The 22,175-nt window shown below is 58.6% G+C and carries 21 protein-coding genes; 9 read left to right on the top strand and 12 right to left on the bottom strand.

The annotated features are described in order from the left end of the window. The first annotated feature begins 69 nt into the window (after nucleotides 1-69). Nucleotides 70-1,029 (top strand): transcriptional regulator GcvA, encoded by a 960-nt coding sequence (gcvA, locus tag AQ1_RS13970; protein WP_042088483.1) that lies wholly within the window; start codon nucleotides 70-72, stop codon nucleotides 1,027-1,029. A gap of 16 nt (nucleotides 1,030-1,045) precedes the next feature. Here gcvA and AQ1_RS13965 read toward each other — a convergent pair whose 3' ends face one another. The 8 genes from AQ1_RS13965 to AQ1_RS13930 all read right to left on the bottom strand — a co-directional run bounded on the left by AQ1_RS13965 (nucleotide 1,046) and on the right by AQ1_RS13930 (nucleotide 10,810). Next, the gene (locus AQ1_RS13965; protein WP_042088304.1) at nucleotides 1,046-2,959 is read right to left on the bottom strand and encodes an N-acyl-D-amino-acid deacylase family protein; all 1,914 of its coding nucleotides are present in this window, start codon (nucleotides 2,957-2,959) and stop codon (nucleotides 1,046-1,048) included. Further along, complete coding sequence (locus AQ1_RS13960) at nucleotides 2,956-3,921, bottom strand: alpha/beta fold hydrolase (protein WP_042088302.1); 966 nt, start codon at nucleotides 3,919-3,921, stop codon at nucleotides 2,956-2,958. The genes AQ1_RS13965 and AQ1_RS13960 overlap by 4 nt, the downstream gene beginning before the upstream one ends. Nucleotides 3,922-4,012: 91 nt before the next feature. Then, nucleotides 4,013-4,546, bottom strand: a complete 534-nt coding sequence (locus AQ1_RS13955) for an RNA pyrophosphohydrolase (protein WP_081837356.1) — start codon at nucleotides 4,544-4,546, stop codon at nucleotides 4,013-4,015. A gap of 9 nt (nucleotides 4,547-4,555) precedes the next feature. After that, nucleotides 4,556-5,746 (bottom strand): divergent polysaccharide deacetylase family protein, encoded by a 1,191-nt coding sequence (locus tag AQ1_RS13950; RefSeq protein ID WP_052371314.1) that lies wholly within the window; start codon nucleotides 5,744-5,746, stop codon nucleotides 4,556-4,558. A 73-nt stretch (nucleotides 5,747-5,819) separates the two neighbouring features. Then, a complete protein-coding gene (locus tag AQ1_RS13945; RefSeq protein ID WP_042088300.1) occupies nucleotides 5,820-7,298 on the bottom strand; it encodes a S41 family peptidase in 1,479 nt (492 codons plus the stop codon). Nucleotides 7,299-7,300: 2 nt separating this feature from the next. Next, a complete protein-coding gene (locus tag AQ1_RS14780; RefSeq protein WP_161760631.1) occupies nucleotides 7,301-8,611 on the bottom strand; it encodes a murein hydrolase activator EnvC family protein in 1,311 nt (436 codons plus the stop codon). An 8-nt stretch (nucleotides 8,612-8,619) separates the two neighbouring features. Beyond that, a complete protein-coding gene (locus AQ1_RS13935) occupies nucleotides 8,620-9,075 on the bottom strand; it encodes a 23S rRNA (pseudouridine(1915)-N(3))-methyltransferase RlmH (RefSeq protein ID WP_042088298.1) in 456 nt (151 codons plus the stop codon). 40 nt (nucleotides 9,076-9,115) lie between these two features. Beyond that, a complete protein-coding gene (locus tag AQ1_RS13930; protein WP_313977933.1) occupies nucleotides 9,116-10,810 on the bottom strand; it encodes an acyl-CoA dehydrogenase family protein in 1,695 nt (564 codons plus the stop codon). Between the two features lie 197 nt (nucleotides 10,811-11,007). Between AQ1_RS13930 and AQ1_RS13925 the strand changes: the two genes are divergently transcribed. After that, a complete protein-coding gene (locus AQ1_RS13925) occupies nucleotides 11,008-11,850 on the top strand; it encodes an SDR family NAD(P)-dependent oxidoreductase (protein WP_042088294.1) in 843 nt (280 codons plus the stop codon). Between the two features lie 19 nt (nucleotides 11,851-11,869). On the opposite strand, the gene AQ1_RS13920 is transcribed toward AQ1_RS13925, so the two are convergent. Further along, nucleotides 11,870-13,348, bottom strand: coding sequence for a glycine betaine ABC transporter substrate-binding protein (locus AQ1_RS13920; protein ID WP_042088475.1), 1,479 nt, complete (start codon nucleotides 13,346-13,348; stop codon nucleotides 11,870-11,872). A 14-nt stretch (nucleotides 13,349-13,362) separates the two neighbouring features. After that, nucleotides 13,363-14,130, bottom strand: a complete 768-nt coding sequence (locus tag AQ1_RS13915; RefSeq protein ID WP_042088292.1) for an ATP-binding cassette domain-containing protein — start codon at nucleotides 14,128-14,130, stop codon at nucleotides 13,363-13,365. A gap of 59 nt (nucleotides 14,131-14,189) precedes the next feature. On the opposite strand from AQ1_RS13915, the gene AQ1_RS13910 reads away from it, so the two are divergent. The 7 genes from AQ1_RS13910 (at nucleotide 14,190) to AQ1_RS13880 (ending at nucleotide 20,508) form a co-directional block, all read left to right on the top strand. Continuing rightward, complete coding sequence (locus AQ1_RS13910; protein ID WP_462687152.1) at nucleotides 14,190-15,104, top strand: sterol desaturase family protein; 915 nt, start codon at nucleotides 14,190-14,192, stop codon at nucleotides 15,102-15,104. Then, nucleotides 15,101-15,631, top strand: coding sequence for a SixA phosphatase family protein (locus AQ1_RS13905; protein ID WP_042088291.1), 531 nt, complete (start codon nucleotides 15,101-15,103; stop codon nucleotides 15,629-15,631). Before AQ1_RS13910 ends, AQ1_RS13905 begins: the two co-directional genes overlap by 4 nt. A gap of 96 nt (nucleotides 15,632-15,727) precedes the next feature. Continuing rightward, nucleotides 15,728-16,246, top strand: a complete 519-nt coding sequence (gene def, locus AQ1_RS13900) for a peptide deformylase (RefSeq protein WP_042088289.1) — start codon at nucleotides 15,728-15,730, stop codon at nucleotides 16,244-16,246. A 13-nt stretch (nucleotides 16,247-16,259) separates the two neighbouring features. After that, the gene (gene fmt, locus AQ1_RS13895; RefSeq protein WP_042088471.1) at nucleotides 16,260-17,258 is read left to right on the top strand and encodes a methionyl-tRNA formyltransferase; all 999 of its coding nucleotides are present in this window, start codon (nucleotides 16,260-16,262) and stop codon (nucleotides 17,256-17,258) included. Between the two features lie 2 nt (nucleotides 17,259-17,260). Then, the gene (gene truA / locus AQ1_RS13890) at nucleotides 17,261-18,001 is read left to right on the top strand and encodes a tRNA pseudouridine(38-40) synthase TruA (protein WP_042088287.1); all 741 of its coding nucleotides are present in this window, start codon (nucleotides 17,261-17,263) and stop codon (nucleotides 17,999-18,001) included. Nucleotides 18,002-18,202: 201 nt separating this feature from the next. After that, a complete protein-coding gene (locus tag AQ1_RS14775; protein WP_081837354.1) occupies nucleotides 18,203-19,342 on the top strand; it encodes a DUF2336 domain-containing protein in 1,140 nt (379 codons plus the stop codon). Nucleotides 19,343-19,437: 95 nt separating this feature from the next. Beyond that, entirely contained in the window at nucleotides 19,438-20,508 is a 1,071-nt protein-coding gene (locus AQ1_RS13880) for a ferritin-like domain-containing protein (RefSeq protein WP_042088468.1), read from the top strand. Between the two features lie 21 nt (nucleotides 20,509-20,529). Here the strand turns inward: AQ1_RS13880 and holA are convergent, their stop codons facing one another. Together holA and AQ1_RS13870 are read right to left on the bottom strand one after the other, a co-directional pair. After that, nucleotides 20,530-21,561 carry a DNA polymerase III subunit delta gene (holA, locus tag AQ1_RS13875; protein WP_042088285.1) on the bottom strand — a complete coding sequence of 344 codons (1,032 nt, stop codon included), beginning with the start codon at nucleotides 21,559-21,561 and terminating at the stop codon, nucleotides 20,530-20,532. Nucleotides 21,562-21,632: 71 nt separating this feature from the next. Continuing rightward, complete coding sequence (locus tag AQ1_RS13870) at nucleotides 21,633-22,163, bottom strand: LPS assembly lipoprotein LptE (protein WP_042088283.1); 531 nt, start codon at nucleotides 22,161-22,163, stop codon at nucleotides 21,633-21,635. Between the last annotated feature and the right edge of the window lie 12 nt (nucleotides 22,164-22,175).

The raw sequence follows: 22,175 nt of genomic DNA, 5'->3' as shown, positions 1-22,175 counted from the left end.
AAAAGCACAGCAAAGGTGCCGCCCATCGGCCTTTTGCCCCATGCAATAAGAATTGGAACGATCCCGATCATGGCGGATGACAGCACAAAACCCGGTGCGATCAGGCGGTTGCGTCGGTCGCAGCTTCCTCTCAATGCTTTGCGCGCCTTTGAGGCCGCAGCCCGGCATTTGTCGTTCAAAAAAGCCGCCGATGAACTGGCTGTGACCCCGGCGGCGGTGAGCCAGCAGATTCGCAGCCTTGAAGACTATCTGGGCATCCAGCTTTTTCGGCGCACCAGCCGCGCCCTTATCCTGACCGAACGTGCCCAGGATTCCCTTGAAGCCCTGCATCAGGGCTTTGATCTGATCGAAGATGCCTGCTCGATGCTGCAAAGCCCGGTCGATGACAATATCCTCAAGGTTTCGGTCTCCCCGTCTTTTGCCGCAAAATGGCTGATTCCCCGGCTGGAACGCTATTATGAAGAGCATGCCGATGTGGTGGTGAAAATTTCGGCCAGCAATGAACTGACCGATTTTTCAAAAGAAGATACCGATCTCGCCATCCGCTATGGCCCCGGCCACTATCCCGGCCTTTATGTGGAAGAGCTGATGCGCGAAGAGGTGTTTCCCGTATGCTCGCCCAAGCTCATCACCGGGGAAAATGCGGTTAAAATGCCGCAGGATATGGCGCTTTTAACCCTTATTCATGATGACAGCTCATTAGATGATGAAAGCAATCCCACCTGGCCCATGTGGCTGAAAGCCGCCGGGGTGAAGGTGGGGGATGGCCAGCGGGCCCTGCATTTCAACCAGACCGCTTTGGCCATCGAAGCGGCCATTGCCGGACGCGGGGTGGCCTTGGCCAAGCGCACGCTGGCGGAAACCGATCTGAAACAGGGGCGGCTGGTGCGCCCCTTCAGCGAATCCCATCCGGTGGATTTTGCCTATTATATGGTGTGCCCCGATCAGAAGAAAAACCTGATCAAGGTCACGAGCTTCATGGATTGGCTGCGCTATGAAGCCTGCCAATCCTGGGCCTGGGAAATTTAAACAGCCCTAAACAGACCTAAACAGCCTTGGCCGAGACCGCGCGCAGGCAGCGGCCATAGCCCTGATCCTTGCCCAATTGGGGCGAAAAGTGGCCATCGCGCCACGCCACGCGGCCATTGATCAGCACCAGATCAACCACCCCATCGGATCGGTTGACCCGCTGATGATAGCCAAATTCCGGGCGCTGGATCAGCTGATTATGGGCTTCGCTTTCATAGGCGGCCAAGGCCTCGGGATTGATCAGCACCAGATCGGCGCGCGCGCCCTTTTCCAGCCGACCGGCATCGATGCCAAAAAAATCGGCAGGCTCGCGGGTGAGCCGGGCCACCGTATAGGCCACCGCATTTTCAGCCTGGGCAATCTTCAAAGCCCTGAGATTACCATCATAAAAGGCCATATTGGTGAGATGCGCCCCGGAATCATTGAAGCCGGGCAGAAAAAGCGGATCCATCACCAGATCGCGCACCACCTTTGGATCCCGATTGGCGCTGACGATCGACCAGCATAAATCCGTATCGCAATGGGCCAGAAGGGCGATCAGAAAAGCCGCCTCATCCCGCGCGCCGGATGCCAGATCATCAAGAGCGGTAAAAGCCTCGGCCTCGGCCTCGGACCGGGCCTGATCCTCGCCCGCACCCACCGCCCGCCAATGGCGATAAAGGCTGCCCATATCACGGCCCGCCCATTCGGCCACCGGGGCATAATCGATCTCCATATCCGCGAGATTGCGGCTGATGGCATAATCCTCGCGCCGCAAGATGCGCTTTAGCCGCGCAAAAGAAACACCACTTTTCCCGGCCCGCCACATCGCCCGGAATTCTGCCTGCCAATGGGGATCGGCCAGAATCGCCCGGCGGGCGGCACGATCATCAAGATCGGGCTCATTCAACCGGCGCAGGCTGGGAATTTCTTCCGCCAAAGGGGTGAGCGGCCCTTCGGCCCAAACCCGAAAGGGGGCAGCCAGCGCCTGCATCCGAAACGATCCACGCACAAAACGGCTGTTCAATAGCCGCGCCATCAGCCGCGCCAGCACCACCAGCCCTTTATTGCTCGCCACATCGATGGCGGCCACCGCAGTGAGCTTTAAAGGCTTGCCATAAAAACGCCCGCTGCTAAGGAAAAACGTGCGCAAAACCTCGAGGGGGCGATCCTTGGGCGGGGTCGCCTGCCAGACCCTTTGATGCGCCCGCACAATATCGGTGAGCCGCCGCAATTCAGCAAAACGGCCATATTGCGCCGGAATACGGCTGCGTTCATGGGGGCGATTGGCCAGATAATGAAAGGGCAAGGCATCGGTGGAAAAACCGGCATAGCCTTCGGCCATGGCCTTTTGCAAAAGCGCTTCCATCTTCGCGATTTCAGCATCATCGGGATCGCGGCTGATGCTGTTGTGCAGGCCCATCACCTCGATCCGCAGCATCGAATGGGGCAAAAGGGGCACCATATTGGGGCCAAGGGGCAGCTGCTCGAGATGCGCCAGATAATCAGCGCTCGTTTGCCATATTGCCTTATCGGCCACGGCCTTCAGGATCGGCTTGGGAATATTTTCCACCCGGGCAAAACAATCCACCACCGGATCCTGCCCGTCGCGGCGCTGATGGCCATAAGCCAGCCCCAGGGAACAATTCGCCACAACCACCGTGGTTGTGCCATGGCGCACGGCTTCGGGCAAAGCCGGGGCAATTTCGGCTTCCAGATCGAAATGGGTGTGAATATCAAGCAAGCCGGGCATCAGCCAGCGGCCCTGGGCTTCGATGATCGTTGCGCCCATATCATCGGGGGCGGCAAGATCGGGGGCGGCAAGGTCGGGGCCGATTTCAGTAATCACACCCCCGGCCACCCGCACATCGGCAATGAAGGATGGGCCGCCAGTGCCATCATAAATCCGGGCCCCCCGGATCAGCAGATGGGGTGGTGGGGATGCTGTCATGAGGGCGTATCCCGATTTTGGGGCGGATGGGATGAAAAAGCGGCGCTGTGTCGATCAAGAAATTCGCGATAAGCCGCGGCCACCTGATCGGGTTGTTCGACCTGAGGATAATGGCCGACCCCATCCAGCGCACGGATCTCATCGCGATCCCCCATAATCTGGCGATAGCGGGCCACCATATGGGCCCCGGACACCGGATCGGCGCTGCCATTGATCAGCTGAATGGGACAGGGGCAGTGGATGAGCGCCCCCACCCAGCGTTCCCGATTGATCCGGCGTTCGTGCATATAGCCGATCAGCGAGGTGAAAACATGCCGCCCATCATTTTCGGTGATCAGACCCCAGAAATCATCAAGGGCCCGGGCATCAGGCTTGCTATCGGGACCAAAGACCGCAGAAAAGCTTTTATCAAAGCGGCTTTTGGTGGTCAGCCGATTGACCAGCGATCCCAATGGGCTTGCCAGCAGCTTTTGAATGAGCCGGGCCCGGTGGGTTTCGGGAAACAGCCCGCCATTCAACAAACACACGGATTTGAACAAACGATCATGGCCGGTGCGCGCCTGATCGCGGGCCAGCAATTCCTGCGCAACCGTATCGCCATAATCATGGGCCAGAATATGCACATCCGAAAGATCGAGCCGATCCATCAGGGCTTCCAGAAGATCGGCCTGTTCAAAAATGCCATAGCGATGGGGACAAGGCTTGGCCGAAAAGCCAAATCCCAGCATATCGGGGATGATCAACCGCATATGCGGCACCAAAAGCGGCCAAACGCGATGAAAATCCCAGCCCGCCGTGGGAAATCCATGGATCACCAGCACCACCGGCCGATCATCGCGCCCCCCATCAAGGCCAGCCAGATCATCATCAGCGCTATCGACATAAAAAATATCATGGCCCCGCAGCGATGCCATATGCCCCGATGCGCGCCAGGCTTTTGGTGATGTCAATCTGTTGCTCATTGATGAAGTCTATCCTCATCCATCAAAAGCACAGCCCGCCAGTTCCGTGATGATCGCTTTCGTGATGATAGGAGCCTCTATCCCGCAGCCCTTATCCTGATGGCCCCAGAAGATGGGCAAAACCGGCCATCACCTGTTCATACATCGGCCGTTTGAAAGACACGATATGATCGGGCAAGGCCGCCGGTTCCTGCCAGCGCCATGCACTGAATTCCTGATGCGGGCCGCCCAGATCAATAGCCTGATCATCACCTAAAAACCGCATGGCAAACCAATGCACCCGCTGGCCCCGATAGCGGCCTTTCCAGGCCTTTCCCAAAAGTTCATCGGGCAGATCATAAAAAAGGGGCTGAGCCAGTTGATCGAGAATTTGCACATCATCGATGCCGGTTTCTTCTTTCAATTCACGCAAGGCCGCCTGTTCGGGGCTTTCCCCGGGATCGATGCCGCCCTGGGGCATCTGCCATGCCAAAGCGGCGGTGTCTATGCGCTTGCCGGTCCATACCAGCCCCTGATGATTGAGCAGCATCATCCCCACACAAGGCCGATAGGGCAGATCATCGGCCCTGATGGATTTGGCCCCGATGGATTTGGCCCTGATCGTTTCAGATTGGCGATCGTTCATTCATCGCTCCTATCTTGCGCGGCTTAAAGAATCCGGCCCATAAAGCCCGACAAGCGATGTGACCGGGGCCAGATCAATGCCTTTCAGCTCCAAACCCTGCGCCCAGCGTTCGATTCGCTCTACCGTAACCGGATAAGGGCGGCCAAAACCCACGGCATGCCCACGCTGCAGGGCAATGGTTTCAAGATCTGCCAGAAAACGATCAATTTCCTCGGCGGTGGCGGTATTATCGATATAGCGATCATTTTCAGCATAAGGCAGGCCGGTTTTCCCGGCGATTTCAGGCACCACGGAACGGGCGCTGGTGCGGGCATCAACAAACATCAGGCCCCGCCGCGACAGGTCCGCCAAAATCGGCTCCAAAGCCGCAGGGGTGGCGGTAAAGCGCGAGCCCATATGATTGATCACCCCGGCATAGCCTTGGGCCCGGCTCATCACATGATGCAGGCGGCTGATATTTTCCGCCGCCGACAAGGATACCAAAAGGCTATGGGGGCCGGGATCACTGCGGGGGAAGGACACCGGCTCCATCGGTACCATCAAAAGCACTTCATGCCCGGCATCGCGCGCCGCTTGCAAAACAGCCTGCGGATCGGCGGCATATGGCGACAGGGCAAGACTGACGGCTTTGGGCAGGCGATTGATGGCCGCCGTGCTGGCTTCACGCGCAAGGCCAATTTCCTGAATCACCAAAGCGATCCGGGGCCGATTGCCATTGGGCAGATAGGGCCGGGCATAAACATTGAAGGGCTTTCGGCCATCCACCGAAATCACCGGTAAAGGCCCGGCGGATGTTTGTTCCACCAAAGCCGGATCGGGAACCGGCCCCATCCTGATCAGGGACAGGCCCTCTTCCTCAGCCGCGGGCGTTTCGGCTGACGTTCTCGGAGCTGTATTGGCAGATGTATTGGCTGGCGTTTCCGCCGGCGATTTGGTGGGCCCGGAAACCGCAAGGGAGGCGGTTTCATCGGGCTTTGCCGCCAACTCCGCGCCCGCATCCCCAACGGATGCAGACGGCACATCACCCGCACCTGCTACTGAACTGGGCCCCACTTTCGGTAAAGGCGGCTGATAGCTGATCTGCAACCAGATGGCGAGAGCGGCCAGCACGATCAGGGTGATCGCCCACACAGCAATAAGGGGCCCGGCACCGCCGAGCCCCCCTGCCAACAGATCTGTTTTCTGGCGAGAAAAGACCATCAAACCGGCCTGCCTTTTCGCATCGGGTGGATCTTTTCCAACATGCCGCTCTCGCGCCGTTTTAGCTGCACCTTTACTCCTTGATGTCTGCGGAGGCCGTTTGTTCCTCAACCGCTTTTCTGACCCCGAGCAAAAGATCAAGGGCATAGTTAAGCTGATAATCGCCCTTTTCCTGCTCCGATTCCGAGCCTTCTGCCGTTTCTTCTGTCATCTGCGGGGCGGCATCGCCTGCCGCTTCATCCGATTTTGGCTCTTTCGTCGAGGCAATCACTTCAGCCGGGCTGACATCCGCCGCATCCTCGGCCCCAGATTGATCAGAGGATTGATCAGGGGACGGCTCAGCAGCTTCATCCGCACTCTGTTCGCTATTGGCTTCGTCTTTCAGCAGTTGCTCATTCCGCAAATGGCCCAAAAGATCGCGTTCCCGGCGGGGCTTTAAAACCCGTCCGCTGGCGGTGACACGCGGTTGGGTCACCTCGATATCCGGTTCGATCCCCCGTTCCTGAATCGAGCGGCCCGAAGGCGTGTAATAGCGGGCTGTGGTCAGGCGCAAAGCACTTTCCGCCCCCAGGGGGATGAGGGTTTGAACGGTGCCCTTGCCAAAGGTTCCATCGCCCAGAATGGTCGCCCGGCGATGATCTTGCAAAGCTCCGGCCACGATTTCCGAAGCCGAAGCCGAACCAGCATCAACCAGAACCACCACCGGCTTGCCATTCACCAGATCTCCCGGCGTTGCATGCCAGCGCTTGGTATCGCGCGGATTGCGCCCCCGGGTGGAAACCACTTCGCCCTGATCGAGAAAGGCATCAGACACCGAAATCGCCTGATCGAGCAGGCCACCGGGATTGCTCCGCAGATCGAGCACCACACCAACCATATCAGGGCCCAATTGCTTTTCGATATCGGCAATGGCTTCCTTCAGACCACGGGTGGTTTGATCATTGAAAGTGCGCACCCGCACATAGCCCACCGCATCGCGCTCCACCCGATGCGAGACGGATGTGAGGGTGATGGTATCGCGCACCAGATCGACATCGAAAATCTCGTCTTCTTCATCGGGAACGGGCCGCACCACCGTGATGGTGATCGGCGCCCCCACCGGGCCTTTCATCTTATCGATGGCTTCGGTCAGGGTCAGCCCCAAAACCGGTGATCCATCAATCTGAGTGATATAATCGCCGCTTTTCAGCCCGGCGCGCGAGGCGGGGGTATCATCGATCGGCGAGACCACCTTCACCACGCCATTTTCCTGCGTCACCTCAAGCCCAAGGCCACCATATTCGCCCCGGGTTTGCACCTGCATGGCGCGAAAGCTTTCCGGGCCCATATAGCTGGAATGGGGATCGAGAGACGCCAACATCCCATTGATCGCCGCTTCCAGCACTTTTTCATCCTCGACCTCTTCGACATATTCGGCGCGCACGCGCTCGAACACCTCCATCAACAGATCGAGCTGCCGATAGGTATCGGCATTATTGCCCTGGGCAAAAGAGCTGGCCGAACCCATGAAAGCCAAAACAGCGGCGCTGGCGCCCAAGAAAAATCCACGCATCTTCAACTCACCTTTCCTAGTCCTGCTGCCAACCATGGCACAGGATCCACTGGTTCGCCCCCTTTACGCAACTCAACATACAGTTCCTGAGCATTTTTTGCGGGGACATCCGCCGTTTTTGCCCTTTGCGGCACCGCACGCGCCTCATCTTGCATCATCCCGACCGGCTCACCGGCCAAAACCCACTGACCAACCGAGGCATAAACCTCATCCATGCCAGCCAGCAGGGTATGGTACTCTTCGCCATGGGCAATGATCAAGAGCTTGCCATAACCACGAAACGGACCGGAATAAACCACCCGCCCATCATATGGGGCCACCACCTGCGCCCCCGCAAGGGTGGCGATCGTGATTCCTTTTTCATGAAGGCCCCCATTGAGCGCCCCGAATGTTCGCAAAAGCCGCCCGCGCGCCGGTAAAGCGAGGCTACCCCGAGCCTCGCTCAAGGGAACAGATGAAGACGGAGCAGACGCGGGGGGAGCCGCCAAAGCCACAGCCTTATCCCCCGGCGCTTTGGGCATCTGCGCAAGCCGTTCCGCCGCCGCATTGGCCGCCGCCAACCGCCGGGCGCGCTCGGCCTCGATGGCTTTGAGCAGGTCTTCAAGGCTGCGCGCCTGATCTGCCAGCCGGGCCATGACCCGGCTTTCCTCCTGCGCTTCTTGCGACAATTTCTGCTGTTCGGCCTGCCGTGCCTCGCGCTGGAATTCCAGATCCCTGCGGCTGGCTTCCAAAGCCTTTTGATCGGCCTTCAGGGTTTCGCGCTCGGCCATCAATTCTTTGCGAAGATCAAGGATTCGAGCCACCTGCTGGCCCACGGCGCGGGCTTCATCTTCCAATTGCGGGGCGAGTTCCCGCAAAAGAATGGCCCCCTTGATGGTTTCATCGGCATCGCCGGGCCGGAGCAGGGCCAAAGCCTGCGGCCGACGCGACAGGCGCTGCAAGGCAGCCAGCGTGCGGGCCATCTGATCCTGTTTGAGTTCGAGCAGGCTTTCCTGTTCCTGCAAAAGATCACCCACCGTTTCGATTTTCAAGGCCACCGCCGTCACCCGCTCTTCAAGGGCCTGTACATCGGCGGTGGCAGCGATGATCGAACGGGCGATGGCCTCAGCTTCGCGGCCCGCAGCCCGGGCTTTTTCCGCCAATACGCGCTGCTGTGCTGCCCGCTGCGCCAATTCCTGCTCGATAGCATCGAGACGGCTGCGGGGATCGCCTTCGGGGTTTTGGGCCGCACTGTTTGGCACGGCACAGGCCATCCCCAACCCAAGGATCAGGAGCGTGAGGGCAATGCGTCCGGTATAAATCGACAAAGGCATGCGCGCCCTCATTCCCGGTGATAAGGATGACCGGCGCTGATCGAAACCGCCCGGTATATTTGTTCTGCCAGCATGACCCGCACCAGCATGTGCGGCCAGGTCATTTTCGACAAGGATAAAAGCGCATCGGCGCGGGCCCGCATCGCCTCGCCATGGCCATCGGCCCCGCCAATGGCAAAGGCCAGCGGCCGCCCCTGCTGCCGCCAGCCTTCCAGCTTTTGCGCAAAGCCAAGGCTGGTCAGATCCGGGCCCTGTTCATCCAAAAGAATGAGAAAAGCATTGGCGGGCAGGGCGGCGAGGATCTTCTCCCCTTCGCGGTGTTTTCTTTCCGCCACAGACAAGGGCTTGCGTTCTTCCACCTCATGGATGTCGGCCCCGAAAGGCAACCGGTCGAGATAAGCCCGGGCAAGCTGCGCTTCCGGCCTTCGCCCGGCCTTTCCCACCGCATAGATCGTCAGCGCCATGCCGCAGCCCCATGTTTAAACCAGCATCATGCCTGGTGTTTTAAGCGAGTGGGGCCGCGCGTTCAATGATGGCGTCGAGATCAAGGCCATCGGGCAGGGTGCCAAAGGCCCGCCCCCAATCCCCGCCAAGGCGGCTGGCGCAAAAAGCATCGGCCACAGCAGGGGGCGCATATCGCACCAAAAGCGACCCCTGCAAAACAAGGGCCATATCTTCGACGAGACGCCGGGCGTGGCGCTCATCAACCGACCCTTTGGCAAGCTTTGTGCCCAGCTGATCCATGGCCCGATCCAGAAACCGATCCGTGCCTTTTGCGGCATGGATTTCCGCCATCAGGGCTTCAACCGATTGCGGCGATTTATGAAGCGAGCGCAGCACATCAAGGGCGATCACATTGCCCGAGCCTTCCCAGATGCCATTGAGGGGGGCTTCGCGATAGAGCCGGGGCATCACCGTTTCTTCCACATAGCCAACCCCGCCATGCACCTCTAAAGCCTCGGCAATCAGAGGGGCCACCCGTTTATTGAGCCAGTATTTCGCCAAGGCCACTGCCAAGCGGCTGAAAGCCCTGGCCTCATCGCGGTCGCCGCCCGCTGCTGCATCCTCCCCGCTCTCCCCGCTGCTGTCATCATAAGAACGGGCAATCCGAAAGGCTAGGGTGGTGGCTGCTTCCTGCTCGATGGCCATATCCGCCAGCACCATCTGCATCAGGGGCTGATCCACCAGCCGCTTTTGAAAAGCCGTGCGATGACGGGCATGATGGATCGATTCAGCCACCGCCCTGCGCATCAGGGAGGCCGCCCCGATGGTGGTATCAAGGCGGGTATGATGAACCATATCGATGATCGTGCGCACCCCCGCCCCTTCATCGCCAATGATTTCGGCATAGGCCCCATGATATTCGATTTCCGATGAGGCATTGGCCTTATTGCCCAATTTGTCCTTCAGTCGCTGAATGAACAGGCGATTGCGCTGGCCATCGGGGGTCCATCGCGGCACGAAAAAGCAGCTCAATCCCCCCGGCGCATAGGCCAAAGTGAGAAACGCATCCGACATCGGTGCCGAACAAAACCATTTGTGCCCGGTCAGTTCATAAGCCCCGGACGTCGCTACAGCCTTCGTGCTGTTGGCCCGCACATCCGAACCGCCCTGCTTTTCGGTCATCGCCATGCCCATGGTGGCCGATGCCTTATCGGCCACCGGCCGCGCCGTCCCATCATAATGACGGGAAAGCAATTTCGGCTCCCACAAGGCTGCCAGATCAGAATGATGGCGAAGGGCGGGGATGACCGCATAGGTCATGCTGAGGGGGCAGCACACTCCGGCTTCCACCTGATGCATCAGATATTCCAAAGACGCATGACGCACATGCCCGGCTTTTTTCGCGGTCCAGGCCACCGAATGCTGGCCATGCGCCATGCCCAGCGCCATCATCTGATGATAGGCCGGATGAAAGCGCACCTCATCGATGCGCTGGCCATAGCGATCAAAGGGATGAAAGTCCGGCGGATGGCGATTCGCATCATCACCGGCCTGCAAAATCGCCGCATCCCCCAAAGCCGCACCATAGGCATCTGCGGCTTTGGGGGCATCGGCATCGCCCTCCCGGCCCACGGCTTCGATCAAAGCGGCATCGGCGGCATAAAGATTATAATCCACCAAAGGCGGGGGCTGATTGGTCACCGCATGGGTGGGCAGATCAGCCATAGGACGATAAGGGGGGTGAGAGAGGGACATAAGGCGTTCCTTCAACAAAGGACCAGAATCCTGATCGCGACCGAACAGGAAAAGCTGAACAAGCTTAAACCCCCAAACAAAGCGGGAAAAGGGCGCAGCCATGCTTGCCTGCCGATGATGGCGGCGCTATGCAGCCTTGTTCGGGCCGTGGAAAGCCCCAAAACCATTGAACACGAAATCCCAAAAGGACCAAAAGCATGAACCCAGCCGCGCCGCCCTTGCGCTTTCACAATGCCCGCGCCGTGGTCACCGGCGGCACATCCGGCATCGGGGCGGCGGTGGTCAATGCCCTGATCAAGGAAGGGGCGCGGGTGGTTTATTGCGGGCTTCCCGAACCCGAAGGGTCCACGGCCCAACATTCGGGTGAAACGGCAATCGCGCCGGTTCGGGTGGTGCCCCATGATCGCGCTTTGTGCCAGCCCTGCGATGTGCGCGATGATCGGCAAACCGGGGCTTTCATCGCCGCCGCCCGCCAATGGATGGGGGGCCTTGATCTGGCGGTGAATTGTGCGGGCATCAGCCATGCCCCGCAAAAGCTGGCTGATCTGAGCCCCGAAACCTGGCGGCAGGTGATGGCGACCAATGCCGACGGGATTTTTCATGCCCTGCGCCATGAAATCCCCGCAATGCTGGAAAGCGCCCAATATGATCGGGTCGCCGGCCAACCGCCAGAAGAAGTGCGGGGCCGCGCCATCGTCAATATCGCCTCGATATTGGGCACCCGGGGCGCACCCTGGATGGCGGCTTATGGGGCCAGCAAACATGCGGTGGTGGGCCTGACCCAATCGGCGGCCCGCGATTATGCGACCATGGGGCTGCGGATCAATGCCATCTCCCCCGGCCCGGTGGAAACCCCGATGCTGCACAGGGCTTTAGCGGATATCGGCCATGATCACAGCAAATATGCGGGCGGCTTTCCCCCCGCAGGGCCGGGGCAGCCAGCCGATATCGCTGCCGCCGTCCTGTTTTTGCTGAGCCCGGATGCCCGCTATATCAATGGGGCGAATCTGAGCATCGATGGGGCCATCACCGCGATCTGAGGCCCCTTTGCTCGTGAAATCAAAGACGCAATCCACGAGGAATGAGCCAGCGCCCCGCCAGATCGAAGGAGCCCGTAACCAACAAAGCAAGCCCGGCCGCCGGGATCGCCCCTTCTAAAATGAGGCCCATATCATTGAGGCGGATACCCGTTAAAATCGGCTGACCCAGACCGCCTGCCCCGATCAAAGCCCCCAAAGTGGCGGCCCCCACATTGATCACCGCTGCGGTTTTGATCCCCGCCAATAGGGTGGGCAAAGCAAGGGGCAATTCGATCCGCCACAAGCGCGCCCATGATGATAAGCCAAGGGCCCGCGCCGATTCCTGCAGATCCCCACTGATGCCTGTCAGCCCGGCATGGCCATTGCGCACGATGGGCAGCAAGGAATAAAGAAACAAAGCGGCAATGGTGGGGGCCGCCCCCACCCCCAAAAGCGGGATCATGAATACGAAAAGGGCCAGAGCCGGAACCGTTTGCAAAAGCCCCACAAAGCCCAGAATCGGCCCCCCCAAAGCGGGCAGGCGAAAAGCCGCGATGGCCAGCGGAACCGCCACCAGCAAAGCCGCCCCCAAAGACACGGCAACCAGCGCCAGATGTTCGAGACTGCGGCCCCACACGCGTTCAAGCCTTGATTGCTGGGCAGCAAGGATGGGCGCCGGACCGCTGCCATCATCCACGAAATCCGCCGCCACCCGGCTTTCATTTTGCCGATCGATCTTCACCGCCTTGTTCATGGCCCGCATCTGATCGCTGCTGATCTGCCCTGCCAGATCCTGCAAGATGGGGATCAGCGCGGGCTGGCTGCGGGCCAGATCGAGGCGATAAAGAAACACCGCCTCATAACGGGGAAAGAATCGCCGATCATCATCCAGAACCGCCAGATCGTAAAAGGCGATTTCCGCATCCGTACTATACACATCGATGATATCGAGTCGGCCCGCCGCCAGCCCGCGATAAGATAATTCATGCTGCAGGCCATTGGCGGATTGAGGCAGATCATAAGCCCCCTTCAGCGCCCGCCAGCCATCGCCGCGATCAAGAAATTCATTGGAGAGACCGAACACCAGATCGGGCTGCGTGCGCAGATCGGAAATCTGCTTTAACCCACGCTTTTGCGCCATTTCCGACCGGGTGGCGAGGGCAAAGCTGTTTTCAAAACCCAAAGACCCGGTGATCCCCAGCCCATCGCGGGCCAGCCGGTCGCGCAAGGTTTGCGCATCGGGCAGATCCTCACCGGCATAGATTTCATGGCGGATGGTGCCCGTATAATCGGGATAGATGGCGATTTCACCGGATTTGAGGGCATCAAACACAATGCGCGTGCCCCCCAAAGCCCGACGATGGGGCAGATCGATCCCCGCCGCCTGCAGCTTCAAGCGCAGGATTTCCGATAAAATAATCGATTCGGTAAAGGCTTTCGAGGCAATCACCGGCTGATCGGCCTGCGTTTCCTGCCCCATGGCAAGAGGGGGTAAAAACAACAGGACCCCTATCAGCATGATGACCGCTGCTTTCATTCCGCCCCCCCGATCATCAGGCCCCGCTGGGCGCGGACAAATTCGCTGACGAACGGCTCGGCGGGATGATGGCACAGATCATCAAAGCTGCCATCCTGAACCACCAGCCCATCGCGCAATAAGATGATCCGATCCGCCAGCCATGCGGCTTCCGCCAGATCATGGGTAACCAGAATGACCGTTGCCCCCACCGTCTCGAAAATCCCGCGCAAATCCGCCTGAAGCTGAAAGCGGATCATGGGATCAAGGGCCCCCAAGGGCTCATCCAGCGCCATCACATCGGGGCCGAGCATCAAGGCCCGCATCAGGCTCACCCTTTGGCGCTGGCCGCCCGATAATTCCACCGGATAGCGCGCCAGTTGATCGGGCTCCAGATGCACCAATTGGGCCAGTTCATCGAGGCGGGCGGCGATTTTTTGACGTGACCAGCCCGCCTGACGAGCCATCAGAACCACATTCTGCGACGCCGTAAGATGGGGAAACAAACCCCCGCTTTGGATCACATAACCAAAGTGCCGACGATAAGCGCGGATATCATGCGCCCCCAAAAGCTGCCCGCGAAACAGAATTTGCCCGCCGCTGGGGGCCACCAATCCCGCCAGCAGGCGCATCAGCGTTGATTTGCCGCAGCCCGAGGGGCCGATCAAAGCCACCCGCTCCCCTTCATGGATCGCAAGATCCAAAGGCCCAAGCGCCCGGTGCGCGCCATAATCGCGGCACAATTTTTCCAGCCGATAAAGGGGATCATGATCGGGTGCTGTCATCCCATCAGCTTAATGGGGCTTCGCGCAAAGCGCTACAAGGAACAGCAGGGCGAAAGGCTGTGGCAAAACAGGATTCGACATTCAAAGCCCTGTTCTTCGCAGCTGTTCGCTTTTATATAAGCGCCATGGAAAATCTGTTCATCCAATATGAAGCGACCATGCGCCTTGCCGCCTTTCTTGGCATGTTCGCCCTGATTGCCGGAGCGGAAATCATCCGCCCCCGGCGGGCTGATGTGGATCGCCGCCATCGCTGGCCGCTCAATCTGGGAATGGTGATGCTGGGCAGCCTTTCCCTGCGGGCTTTGGGGCCGTTGATCGCGGTTTCTGCGGCGATCTGGGCGCACAAGCACGATATCGGCCTTTTTCATGCCCTTGATTGGCCCCATGGCATCGAAATATTCCTGATGGTCGTGCTTTTGGATCTGGCGATCTATGCCCAGCATGTGGCCTTTCACAAAATTCCGTTTTTATGGCGTTTGCACCGGATGCATCATGCCGATCTCAGCCTTGATGTGACCAGCGGGCTGCGCTTTCATCCCCTTGAATATCTGCTGTCGATGCTGATCAAAAGCGCCGTGGTGGTGGCTTTGGGGGCGGATCTTTTAGCGGTCATTCTTTTTGAAATCCTGCTCAATGCCACGGCCATGTTCAATCATGGCAATCTGCGCCTGCCCCGGCGCCTTGATCGCTTTTTGCGGCGGCTGATCGTGACGCCCGATTTCCATCTGGTCCATCATTCTGTCACAAGAGATGAGCATGATCGGAATTATGGCTTCAACCTGCCCTGGTGGGATTATGCCTTCAAAACCTATAAGGCCGCGCCCGATCTGGGGGTGGATGGTATGATCATCGGCCTCAAGCCCTGGCGTCGTCAAAAGGAACTGGGCTTTTGGCCGCTTATGATGATGCCCTTTTTGTCGGACAATCTTGATGACGGGAAAAAGCCGGACGAGGGCATGAGGACTGATTCATGAAAACCGGCAAAAAGCTTTATCTGATGCGCCATGCCAAGGCCGGCGACAAAAGCCCCGAGGGCCGCGATTTTGATCGGCCGCTCAATGCGCTGGGGGTGCGGGCTGCGGGATTGATGGGCATGCATCTCAAAGAGTGCGTGAACCCGCCGAAGGTTTTTTTATGCTCGCCCGCCTTGCGCACCCGCCAAACGCTGGAAATCGTGCAGGCCAAAAGCGGCTGGCAGGCTCCGATAAACCATGCCCCCGATCTTTATGCCGCCACATCCGATGCACTTTTGGCCCAGCTTGCGCAATTGGATGAAAGCATCTCGATTGCCATGATCATCGGTCATAATCCCGCCATTCATGATCTGGCCCAGCTTTTTGCGGGGCGCGGCCGCACCACCCTCATTGAACGCCTTGAAAAGCGCTATCCCACCGCCGGATTTGCCGAGATCGAGCTTCATGAAGGCCCTTGGGCCGAACTGCGCACACAGGCGGGCCATGGCCGTTTGGTGCGATTCGATCTGCCCCGCCATCTGCCCTGAAATTCATTGGCCATCATCACCTTTCTTGACGGATGCGATCACTGCGCCTAGGTATTCCGGCAAACCCCCCGGCAAACCCCTATGAGCCCGGATATCATGACAACACGCCCCATCCTCACCTGCCTTGATCCTGTTCTGCGACAGAAAAGCGCCCCCATCGAACGGGTGGATGCCGATCTCGATCATCTGATCGATGATATGCTGGAAACCATGTATGAAGCCCCCGGCATCGGGCTGGCCGCCGTGCAGCTTGGGATTTTGCGCCAGCTTCTGGTGGTTGATGTGGCCGATGATGATGAAGGCCGCCAGCCCCATGTGCTGATCAATCCGCAGATCATCTGGTCATCGGATGAACGCTCGATCTATAATGAGGGCTGCCTTTCGGTACCGGATTATTATGCCGAGGTGGAGCGCCCCGCTTCATGCCGGGTTGCCTTCATCAATCGCGAGGGCAAGGCCGATGAAATCGCCGCCGATGGCCTGCTGGCCACCTGTTTGCAGCATGAAATCGATCATCTGAACGGGGTGTTGTTCATCGATTATCTATCGAAACTGAAACGCAATATGGTGATCCGCAAGCTGGCCAAGATCCAGCGCGATACCGTGACGGTGTGAGCCGATGACCCCCTTGCGCCTTGCCTTTTTAGGGACGCCGGATTTCGCCCTTCCCACCCTGCGCGCCCTGCATCAGGCGGGCCATGAGATCGCCGCCGTTTATACCCAGCCACCGCGCCCCGCAGGAAGAGGGCAAGCCCTGCGCAAAAGCCCCATCCATCTTTATGCCGAACAGCATGGCTTGCCGGTTTTTACGCCCAGGCGATTGAAAAGGGCGGACAATGTGGCGCAGTGGCGGGCTTTGAAGCTTGATTGCGCCATTGTCGTTGCCTTTGGCCAGATTTTGTCGAAGGATATTCTCGATGCTCCCCGGCTGGGCTGCATCAATGTTCATGCCTCGCTTTTGCCGCGCTGGCGGGGCGCCGCACCCCTGCATCGGGCGATCATGGCGGGGGATCGCCAGACCGGGCTTTCCATCATGCGCATGGACGAGGGCCTTGATACCGGGCCGGTGCTGATGCGCGAAACCCATGCCATCGCCCCTGATGACACCACCCAAAGCCTGCATGATGCGCTGGTGGAAAAAGCCGGGCCTTTGCTGCTGAAAGCGCTGGATGGCGTGGCGAAGGGCAGGCTTGAAGCCATCCCCCAAGCGGAAGAGGGCATCTGCTATGCCCATAAGATCGACAAAAGCGAATCGATGATCAACTGGGATGACAGCGCCATCGCGATCGACCGCAAGATCAGGGGGCTGACCCCCTTCCCCGGGGCCTTTACCCTTTTAAACGGCGAGCGACTGAAGATCTTGAAGGCCGAAATCGTCTCCCCAACCGATCCATCTCTTAAAGCCCCGCCTAAAGCCCCGCCTAAAGCCCCGCCCGGAACAGCGCTTGATGATGCCCTGACCATTGCCTGTGGGCAGGGTGCCTTGAAGCTCATTCATCTGCAAAAACCGGGCCGGGGGGCCATGGATGCCGCCAGCTTTCTGCGTGGCCACGCCATCCCCAAAGGCACCCGCTTCGGCCCGGCCATCGCTGTGCCCGCCAAGGCCATGCACCCCGGGGATGAATGAGGATGGCCCGGCGGTTCAAGCTGCTCATCGAATATGATGGTCGCCCTTTTGCGGGCTGGCAAATTCAGGCCAATGCGCCCAGCATTCAGGCGGCCCTGACCAAAGCCATCCATGCCTTCACCGGCGAACAGGTGATCGTGCATGGCGCCGGGCGCACCGATGCCGGGGTTCATGCCAATGGGCAGGTGGCCCATGTGGATATCGAAAAGGCCATCAGCCCCCAGCGCTTTCTGGGGGCGATCAATCATCATCTGAAGCCGCATCCCATCAGCGTTTTATCGGCTGAGATCGTGGGCGATGATTTTCACGCCCGTTTTTCCGCCCGCCGCCGCAGCTATCGCTATGAGATCATCAATCGCCCAAGCCGGCTAAGCTTTGCCGAGGGGCTGGCCTGGCATGTCAGCCGCCCGCTGGATGCAGATGCCATGCAGGAAGGGGCCAATCATCTTTTGGGGCAGCATGATTTCACCACCTTTCGCCACAGCGCCTGTCAGGCCAGATCGCCGATCCGAACCCTTGATCTTTTGCGGGTGGAACGCCTTGATGATCGCCTGCATATTCATGTTTCTGCCTTATCGTTTCTGCATCATCAGGTGCGATCCATGGTGGGCAGCCTTGAATTGGTGGGGGCGGGAAAATGGCCGCCGATCATGATGAAAGAAATTTTGGAAGCGAAAGACAGATGCGCTCTGGGCTTTAACGCCCCGCCCTTCGGGCTTTATCTCACCCGCATCGATTATTAGAGTCCTGACCCTAGATAATGTATAAATATTTCGCAATATAGTGTCTGTTTATTCCAATATATTTAAGTACATATTTTATCTATATTTCCTGAAGTCCCTATAAAAATTCTGAATTTATAAACCCCCCTTAAAGATTAAGAATTTATTCTTATCTCCTGATTCAAATATCTGTGATCACCATCCTCGATCGGTAGCCTTTTTATGTCTGCAAACAGTCCAGACAACGCGATTCCAACCAGCGCAATCAAAACGCTTTTGGCGCAAGCCGGAACCGCCGATGAAGCCCAGCGCCAATCTTTAGCGGAATTTGTGGCAAATTCTTTTGCCCGCAATGATCTGAGCGATGATGAAAACCGGATCGCGGTGGAGATTTTGCATCGCTTTGCCCGGGATACCAGCGAAAGGGTGCGCACGGCTCTTGCCCATTGTTTGGCCCATACCCCGATTCTGCCAACGGATCTGGCGCAAAAGCTGGCTTATGATGTGGTGCATGTAGCCGAACCCATTTTGATGCACAGCTTATCACTCACCGATGCGGATCTGATAGCCATCATCTGCATGGATGATGGCCAGAAACAAACCGCCATCGCCAAACGATCCGATCTGTCGCGTTCGGTGGTTCATTCCCTGATCGAAAGGGCGCAGGAACCGGCGGTTGAAGCGGTTCTGGACAATAAATCAGCCCGGATCGAGGGCGATGATGCCCGCCTTGCGGCCCGGCGTTTCAGCAAAAGCACGGCTGTTCTGGCGGCCATCGCCAAACGCCATGATCTGCCCGCTGATCTGGCCGCCGATATCGTGCTTCATGCCAGCGCCGGGATCAGGGCTTTGATCGAAGATCAGCTCGATCTGCCAACACCCTTCATCGAAAATCTGGTTCTTCGCGTGCGCGATGAAGCCCTGCGCGGGCCCTTGGGATCGGCTGTGGGGAATCATCTGCTCGTCATTTTGCGCCGCCTTCATGATCGCCAACAGATCACCGACAGCCTTGTTTTGCGAATCACCCTTTTGGGCGACAAGGACATGCTGGAAGCCGCCATTGCGGTGCGCGCGGGCATGGGTTTGGTGGCTGCCCGTTTGCAGCTTTATCATCGGGGGCCCCAGGCTTTTGCCCATCTGATCCAGAAGGCGCGCTTTGCCCGGATGCTGCAACATATCCTGAAGCTGGCCCTGCCTTTATTGCGCGAAGCCGAAGATGGCAGACATTTCGACAGGGCCCGCTATCAAACCCGCCTTTCCTATAAGCTGGTGCATAATTTCAGGACCATAGCCCCCGGGCCGCCGGAAAATCTGATCGCCCAGATTCTTCATCATGCGGAATGGCAACAAGCCAAGACCTGATGATAAAGGCTGCCAGAACCGCTGGTTCGGCGGGTGCCTGTGGCGTGCTATCATCATGGGGTCGTTTGTTTTGCTCTTGCCCGAAAGGCCGCGCCATGAGCCTCAAAGATCTGTATCCGATCGACGCCCCCGACCATCATGATGTGATCAATCGCTTTGCCACGCGCTTTGACTGGCGCTTTGATGATGGCCGCGAAAGCCTTTTGGGGCTTTATGAAAAAGGCAAGCGCAAGCAATGGAATGCTGTGGATCGCATCGACTGGTCTTTGGAGCTTGATCCCGAAAACCCCCAGCAGCTTCCCGAGCAGGTTCTGCCCATCTATGATGCCCCCTGTTTTCTGCAGCTCAGCCGGGCCCGTCAGATCGAAGTGCGCTGCGCCCATCAGGCCTGGACCAATTCCCAATTCCTGCATGGCGAACAGGGTGCGCTTTTATGCGCGGCCAAAATCGTGCAAAGCGTGCCCGATCTGGATAGCAAATTCTATGCCGCCACGCAGGTGATGGATGAAGCCCGCCATGTGGAGGCTTATAAAGCCCTTTTGCATAAATTCGGCCGCGCCTGGCCCATGAGCAAGCCCTTGCAATCGCTGCTCGATCAGGTGCTGGAGGATAACCGCTGGGATATGACCTATCTGGGCATGCAGGTGGTGATCGAAGGATTGGCGCTGGCCGCTTTTGCCATGGTCCGCGATCAGGCGCAAAATCCGCTGGCCCAACAGGTGAATGCCTATGTGATGGAGGACGAAGCCCGGCATGTGGCTTTTGGCCGTTTGGCCCTGCGCGATTATTATCCCCAATTGAGCGAGGCGGAACGCCGGGAGCGCGAGGATTTTCTGATCGAAGCCTGCTATCTGATGCGAGATCGTTTTGAAGCCCGCGAAGTGTGGGAAAGCCTTGATCTGCCGGTGGAAGACTGTGTGGCGCATCTGCGTGACAGCGCCACCATGCAGCAATTCAGGGGCTTTTTATTTAGCCGCATCGTGCCCATCGTCAAGGATATCGGGCTGTGGAGCCAGCATGTGCAAAAAGCCTATCACGAGATGGGGGTGATTTCCTTTGCCGCCATCGATATCGATGCTTTGCAAAAGCGCGATGAAGATATTGCCGCTGAATTCGATGCCCGCCGCCAGCATGTAGACGCCACCATCAAGGCCGCCCATGGTTAAAGCCTGACCATCAGGAGGCCCTTAACGGCGGCCCCGCACCGACAAGGCGAGCTTCAAGCATAAGCGCGCGGTAAGGGTTTCCGCCGGCATGCCGGTGGATTTGCACTGGATTTCCGTTTCCAATATCAGATCAAGGGCGGCGGCCAGACGATCCGGGGGCCAGCGCCCCACATCGCGCAAAAAGCCATCGCGTTCCTTGAAAAACAAGGGCGGGGCCAGCCGCCCGGCCGCTTCATTGGCAGACAAACCCTTATCCATATGGCCTCGCACCAGATGCAGCCGCATCAGCCGCGCCTGCAAAACCCGCAGGACGGCAATCGCGCTTTCACCGCTGATCCATGCCTTTTCCAGCAGATAATCAAGGGCCGCTGCCTCACCACCCGTGACCGCTTGCGCAATTTCAGCCAAGGTGAGCGCCGCCGCATCCCCCACCGATGCCCGCACATCATCCATGCTGATCGTGCGGTCAGGATCATCCCCTTTATAAAGGATCAGCTTTTCGATTTCGCTGCGGGTGACCATACGATCATTGCCCAGATGCGCCCCAAGCCAGATCAGGGCATCGGGGCTGGGATCGAGCCGGGCATCGTGAAAAGCCCGGCGCAAAAGATCCACCAGATCGCGCCCCTCATCGGCATAGCAGGCAATTGCCAGCAGATGATCATCCCCCTCAAACAGCTTTCTCAGTTTCGAGCCTTTGCCCAGATCCCCCGCCATCGCCAGCAGCAGGCTATCGCCCGCATGCAAAAAGGCATCTTCAAGGGCGGGAACCATCGCATCGCTGGCCCCATCAAGGCGGATCAGCCGCCGCCCGCCAATCATCGACAGAGCCGCCATTTCATCGGCAAGAATCGATCCCGTGGCCTTGACCATATCCGGGCCAAGGCGCGCCACCCGAAAGGGATCGGCCAGATCATCCACGATCTGCCGCCCGATAGCATCGGCATATTCGCGGCCCATCCCTTCATCCGGGCCATAAAGCAAAACGCCCCGAATATGGGGTGACAAGGCCCGCAAAGCCTTTTCGGTCTGCTGTTTTGTGGCCTTTACCATGGCGGGTCCCTATCTACGATCTGGAATGGCCAAAAACCATTGCGGCCACCATCCCCCGATCCGGCATGGGATTATGATGGGTCTTTCTGGCGGAAATGCCGGGCAAGCCGGGCTACGATCCGATCAACGATCTGATTGGCTGTGCGTTCGCGCGCATCCCTTTGAGCCGAGAGATTGGCGAAATCCGATTGCACCACATCATAGGTCATCCACGCACTGAGATCATCGGCCACGGCCACATCGCCGGTTTGCAAATCCACCAGCGTGATCATGGCATCAAGCTGAAGCTTCTGGCGGGTGATCGCCCGATCCTGACGAAAGGCAAAGCCTTCGAGCTTTTCATCGAGATCGACCCGCAAGCCATAGCGCGGCACATCCGGCGTGCCCCGGGGGCTGAGCATCCCGATCAGCCGATTGCGCACCTGCTGGCCCAAACGATCCCCGGGCTGGGCCACCTCGATCATGGCAAACTGGCTGGCCAGATCCTGATAAGACTCGCTTTCCCCGGCAGGCTGGGGCGCATAAATCGGCGAAAAGCCGCAGCCCGCCAAAAGCAGGCTGGCCAAAAGGGGCAGGATACAACGATGAAGGCAAAAGCGCATGGCGGATATCAC

It is taken from the genome of Iodidimonas nitroreducens (assembly GCA_000710935.1).
GTDB lineage: Bacteria > Pseudomonadota > Alphaproteobacteria > Sphingomonadales > Rhodothalassiaceae > Iodidimonas > Iodidimonas nitroreducens.
The sequence above is the reverse complement of the archived record's forward strand: the minus strand, read 5'-3'. Positions and strand labels throughout refer to the sequence as shown.

Excerpts from the sequence above, each read along its gene's own strand:
- gcvA (WP_042088483.1), top strand. The coding sequence starts at position 70 with ATGGCGGATGACAGCACAAAACCCGGTGCGATCAGGCGGTTGCGTCGG.
- AQ1_RS13965 (WP_042088304.1), bottom strand. The coding sequence starts at position 2,959 with ATGACAGCATCCCCACCACCCCATCTGCTGATCCGGGGGGCCCGGATT.
- AQ1_RS13960 (WP_042088302.1), bottom strand. The coding sequence starts at position 3,921 with ATGAGCAACAGATTGACATCACCAAAAGCCTGGCGCGCATCGGGGCAT.
- AQ1_RS13955 (WP_081837356.1), bottom strand. The coding sequence starts at position 4,546 with ATGAACGATCGCCAATCTGAAACGATCAGGGCCAAATCCATCGGGGCC.
- AQ1_RS13950 (WP_052371314.1), bottom strand. The coding sequence starts at position 5,746 with ATGGTCTTTTCTCGCCAGAAAACAGATCTGTTGGCAGGGGGGCTCGGC.
- AQ1_RS13945 (WP_042088300.1), bottom strand. The coding sequence starts at position 7,298 with ATGCGTGGATTTTTCTTGGGCGCCAGCGCCGCTGTTTTGGCTTTCATG.
- AQ1_RS14780 (WP_161760631.1), bottom strand. The coding sequence starts at position 8,611 with ATGCCTTTGTCGATTTATACCGGACGCATTGCCCTCACGCTCCTGATC.
- AQ1_RS13935 (WP_042088298.1), bottom strand. The coding sequence starts at position 9,075 with ATGGCGCTGACGATCTATGCGGTGGGAAAGGCCGGGCGAAGGCCGGAA.
- AQ1_RS13930 (WP_313977933.1), bottom strand. The coding sequence starts at position 10,810 with ATGTCCCTCTCTCACCCCCCTTATCGTCCTATGGCTGATCTGCCCACC.
- AQ1_RS13925 (WP_042088294.1), top strand. The coding sequence starts at position 11,008 with ATGAACCCAGCCGCGCCGCCCTTGCGCTTTCACAATGCCCGCGCCGTG.
- AQ1_RS13920 (WP_042088475.1), bottom strand. The coding sequence starts at position 13,348 with ATGCTGATAGGGGTCCTGTTGTTTTTACCCCCTCTTGCCATGGGGCAG.
- AQ1_RS13915 (WP_042088292.1), bottom strand. The coding sequence starts at position 14,130 with ATGACAGCACCCGATCATGATCCCCTTTATCGGCTGGAAAAATTGTGC.
- AQ1_RS13905 (WP_042088291.1), top strand. The coding sequence starts at position 15,101 with ATGAAAACCGGCAAAAAGCTTTATCTGATGCGCCATGCCAAGGCCGGC.
- def (WP_042088289.1), top strand. The coding sequence starts at position 15,728 with ATGACAACACGCCCCATCCTCACCTGCCTTGATCCTGTTCTGCGACAG.
- truA (WP_042088287.1), top strand. The coding sequence starts at position 17,261 with ATGGCCCGGCGGTTCAAGCTGCTCATCGAATATGATGGTCGCCCTTTT.
- AQ1_RS14775 (WP_081837354.1), top strand. The coding sequence starts at position 18,203 with ATGTCTGCAAACAGTCCAGACAACGCGATTCCAACCAGCGCAATCAAA.
- AQ1_RS13880 (WP_042088468.1), top strand. The coding sequence starts at position 19,438 with ATGAGCCTCAAAGATCTGTATCCGATCGACGCCCCCGACCATCATGAT.
- holA (WP_042088285.1), bottom strand. The coding sequence starts at position 21,561 with ATGGTAAAGGCCACAAAACAGCAGACCGAAAAGGCTTTGCGGGCCTTG.
- AQ1_RS13870 (WP_042088283.1), bottom strand. The coding sequence starts at position 22,163 with ATGCGCTTTTGCCTTCATCGTTGTATCCTGCCCCTTTTGGCCAGCCTG.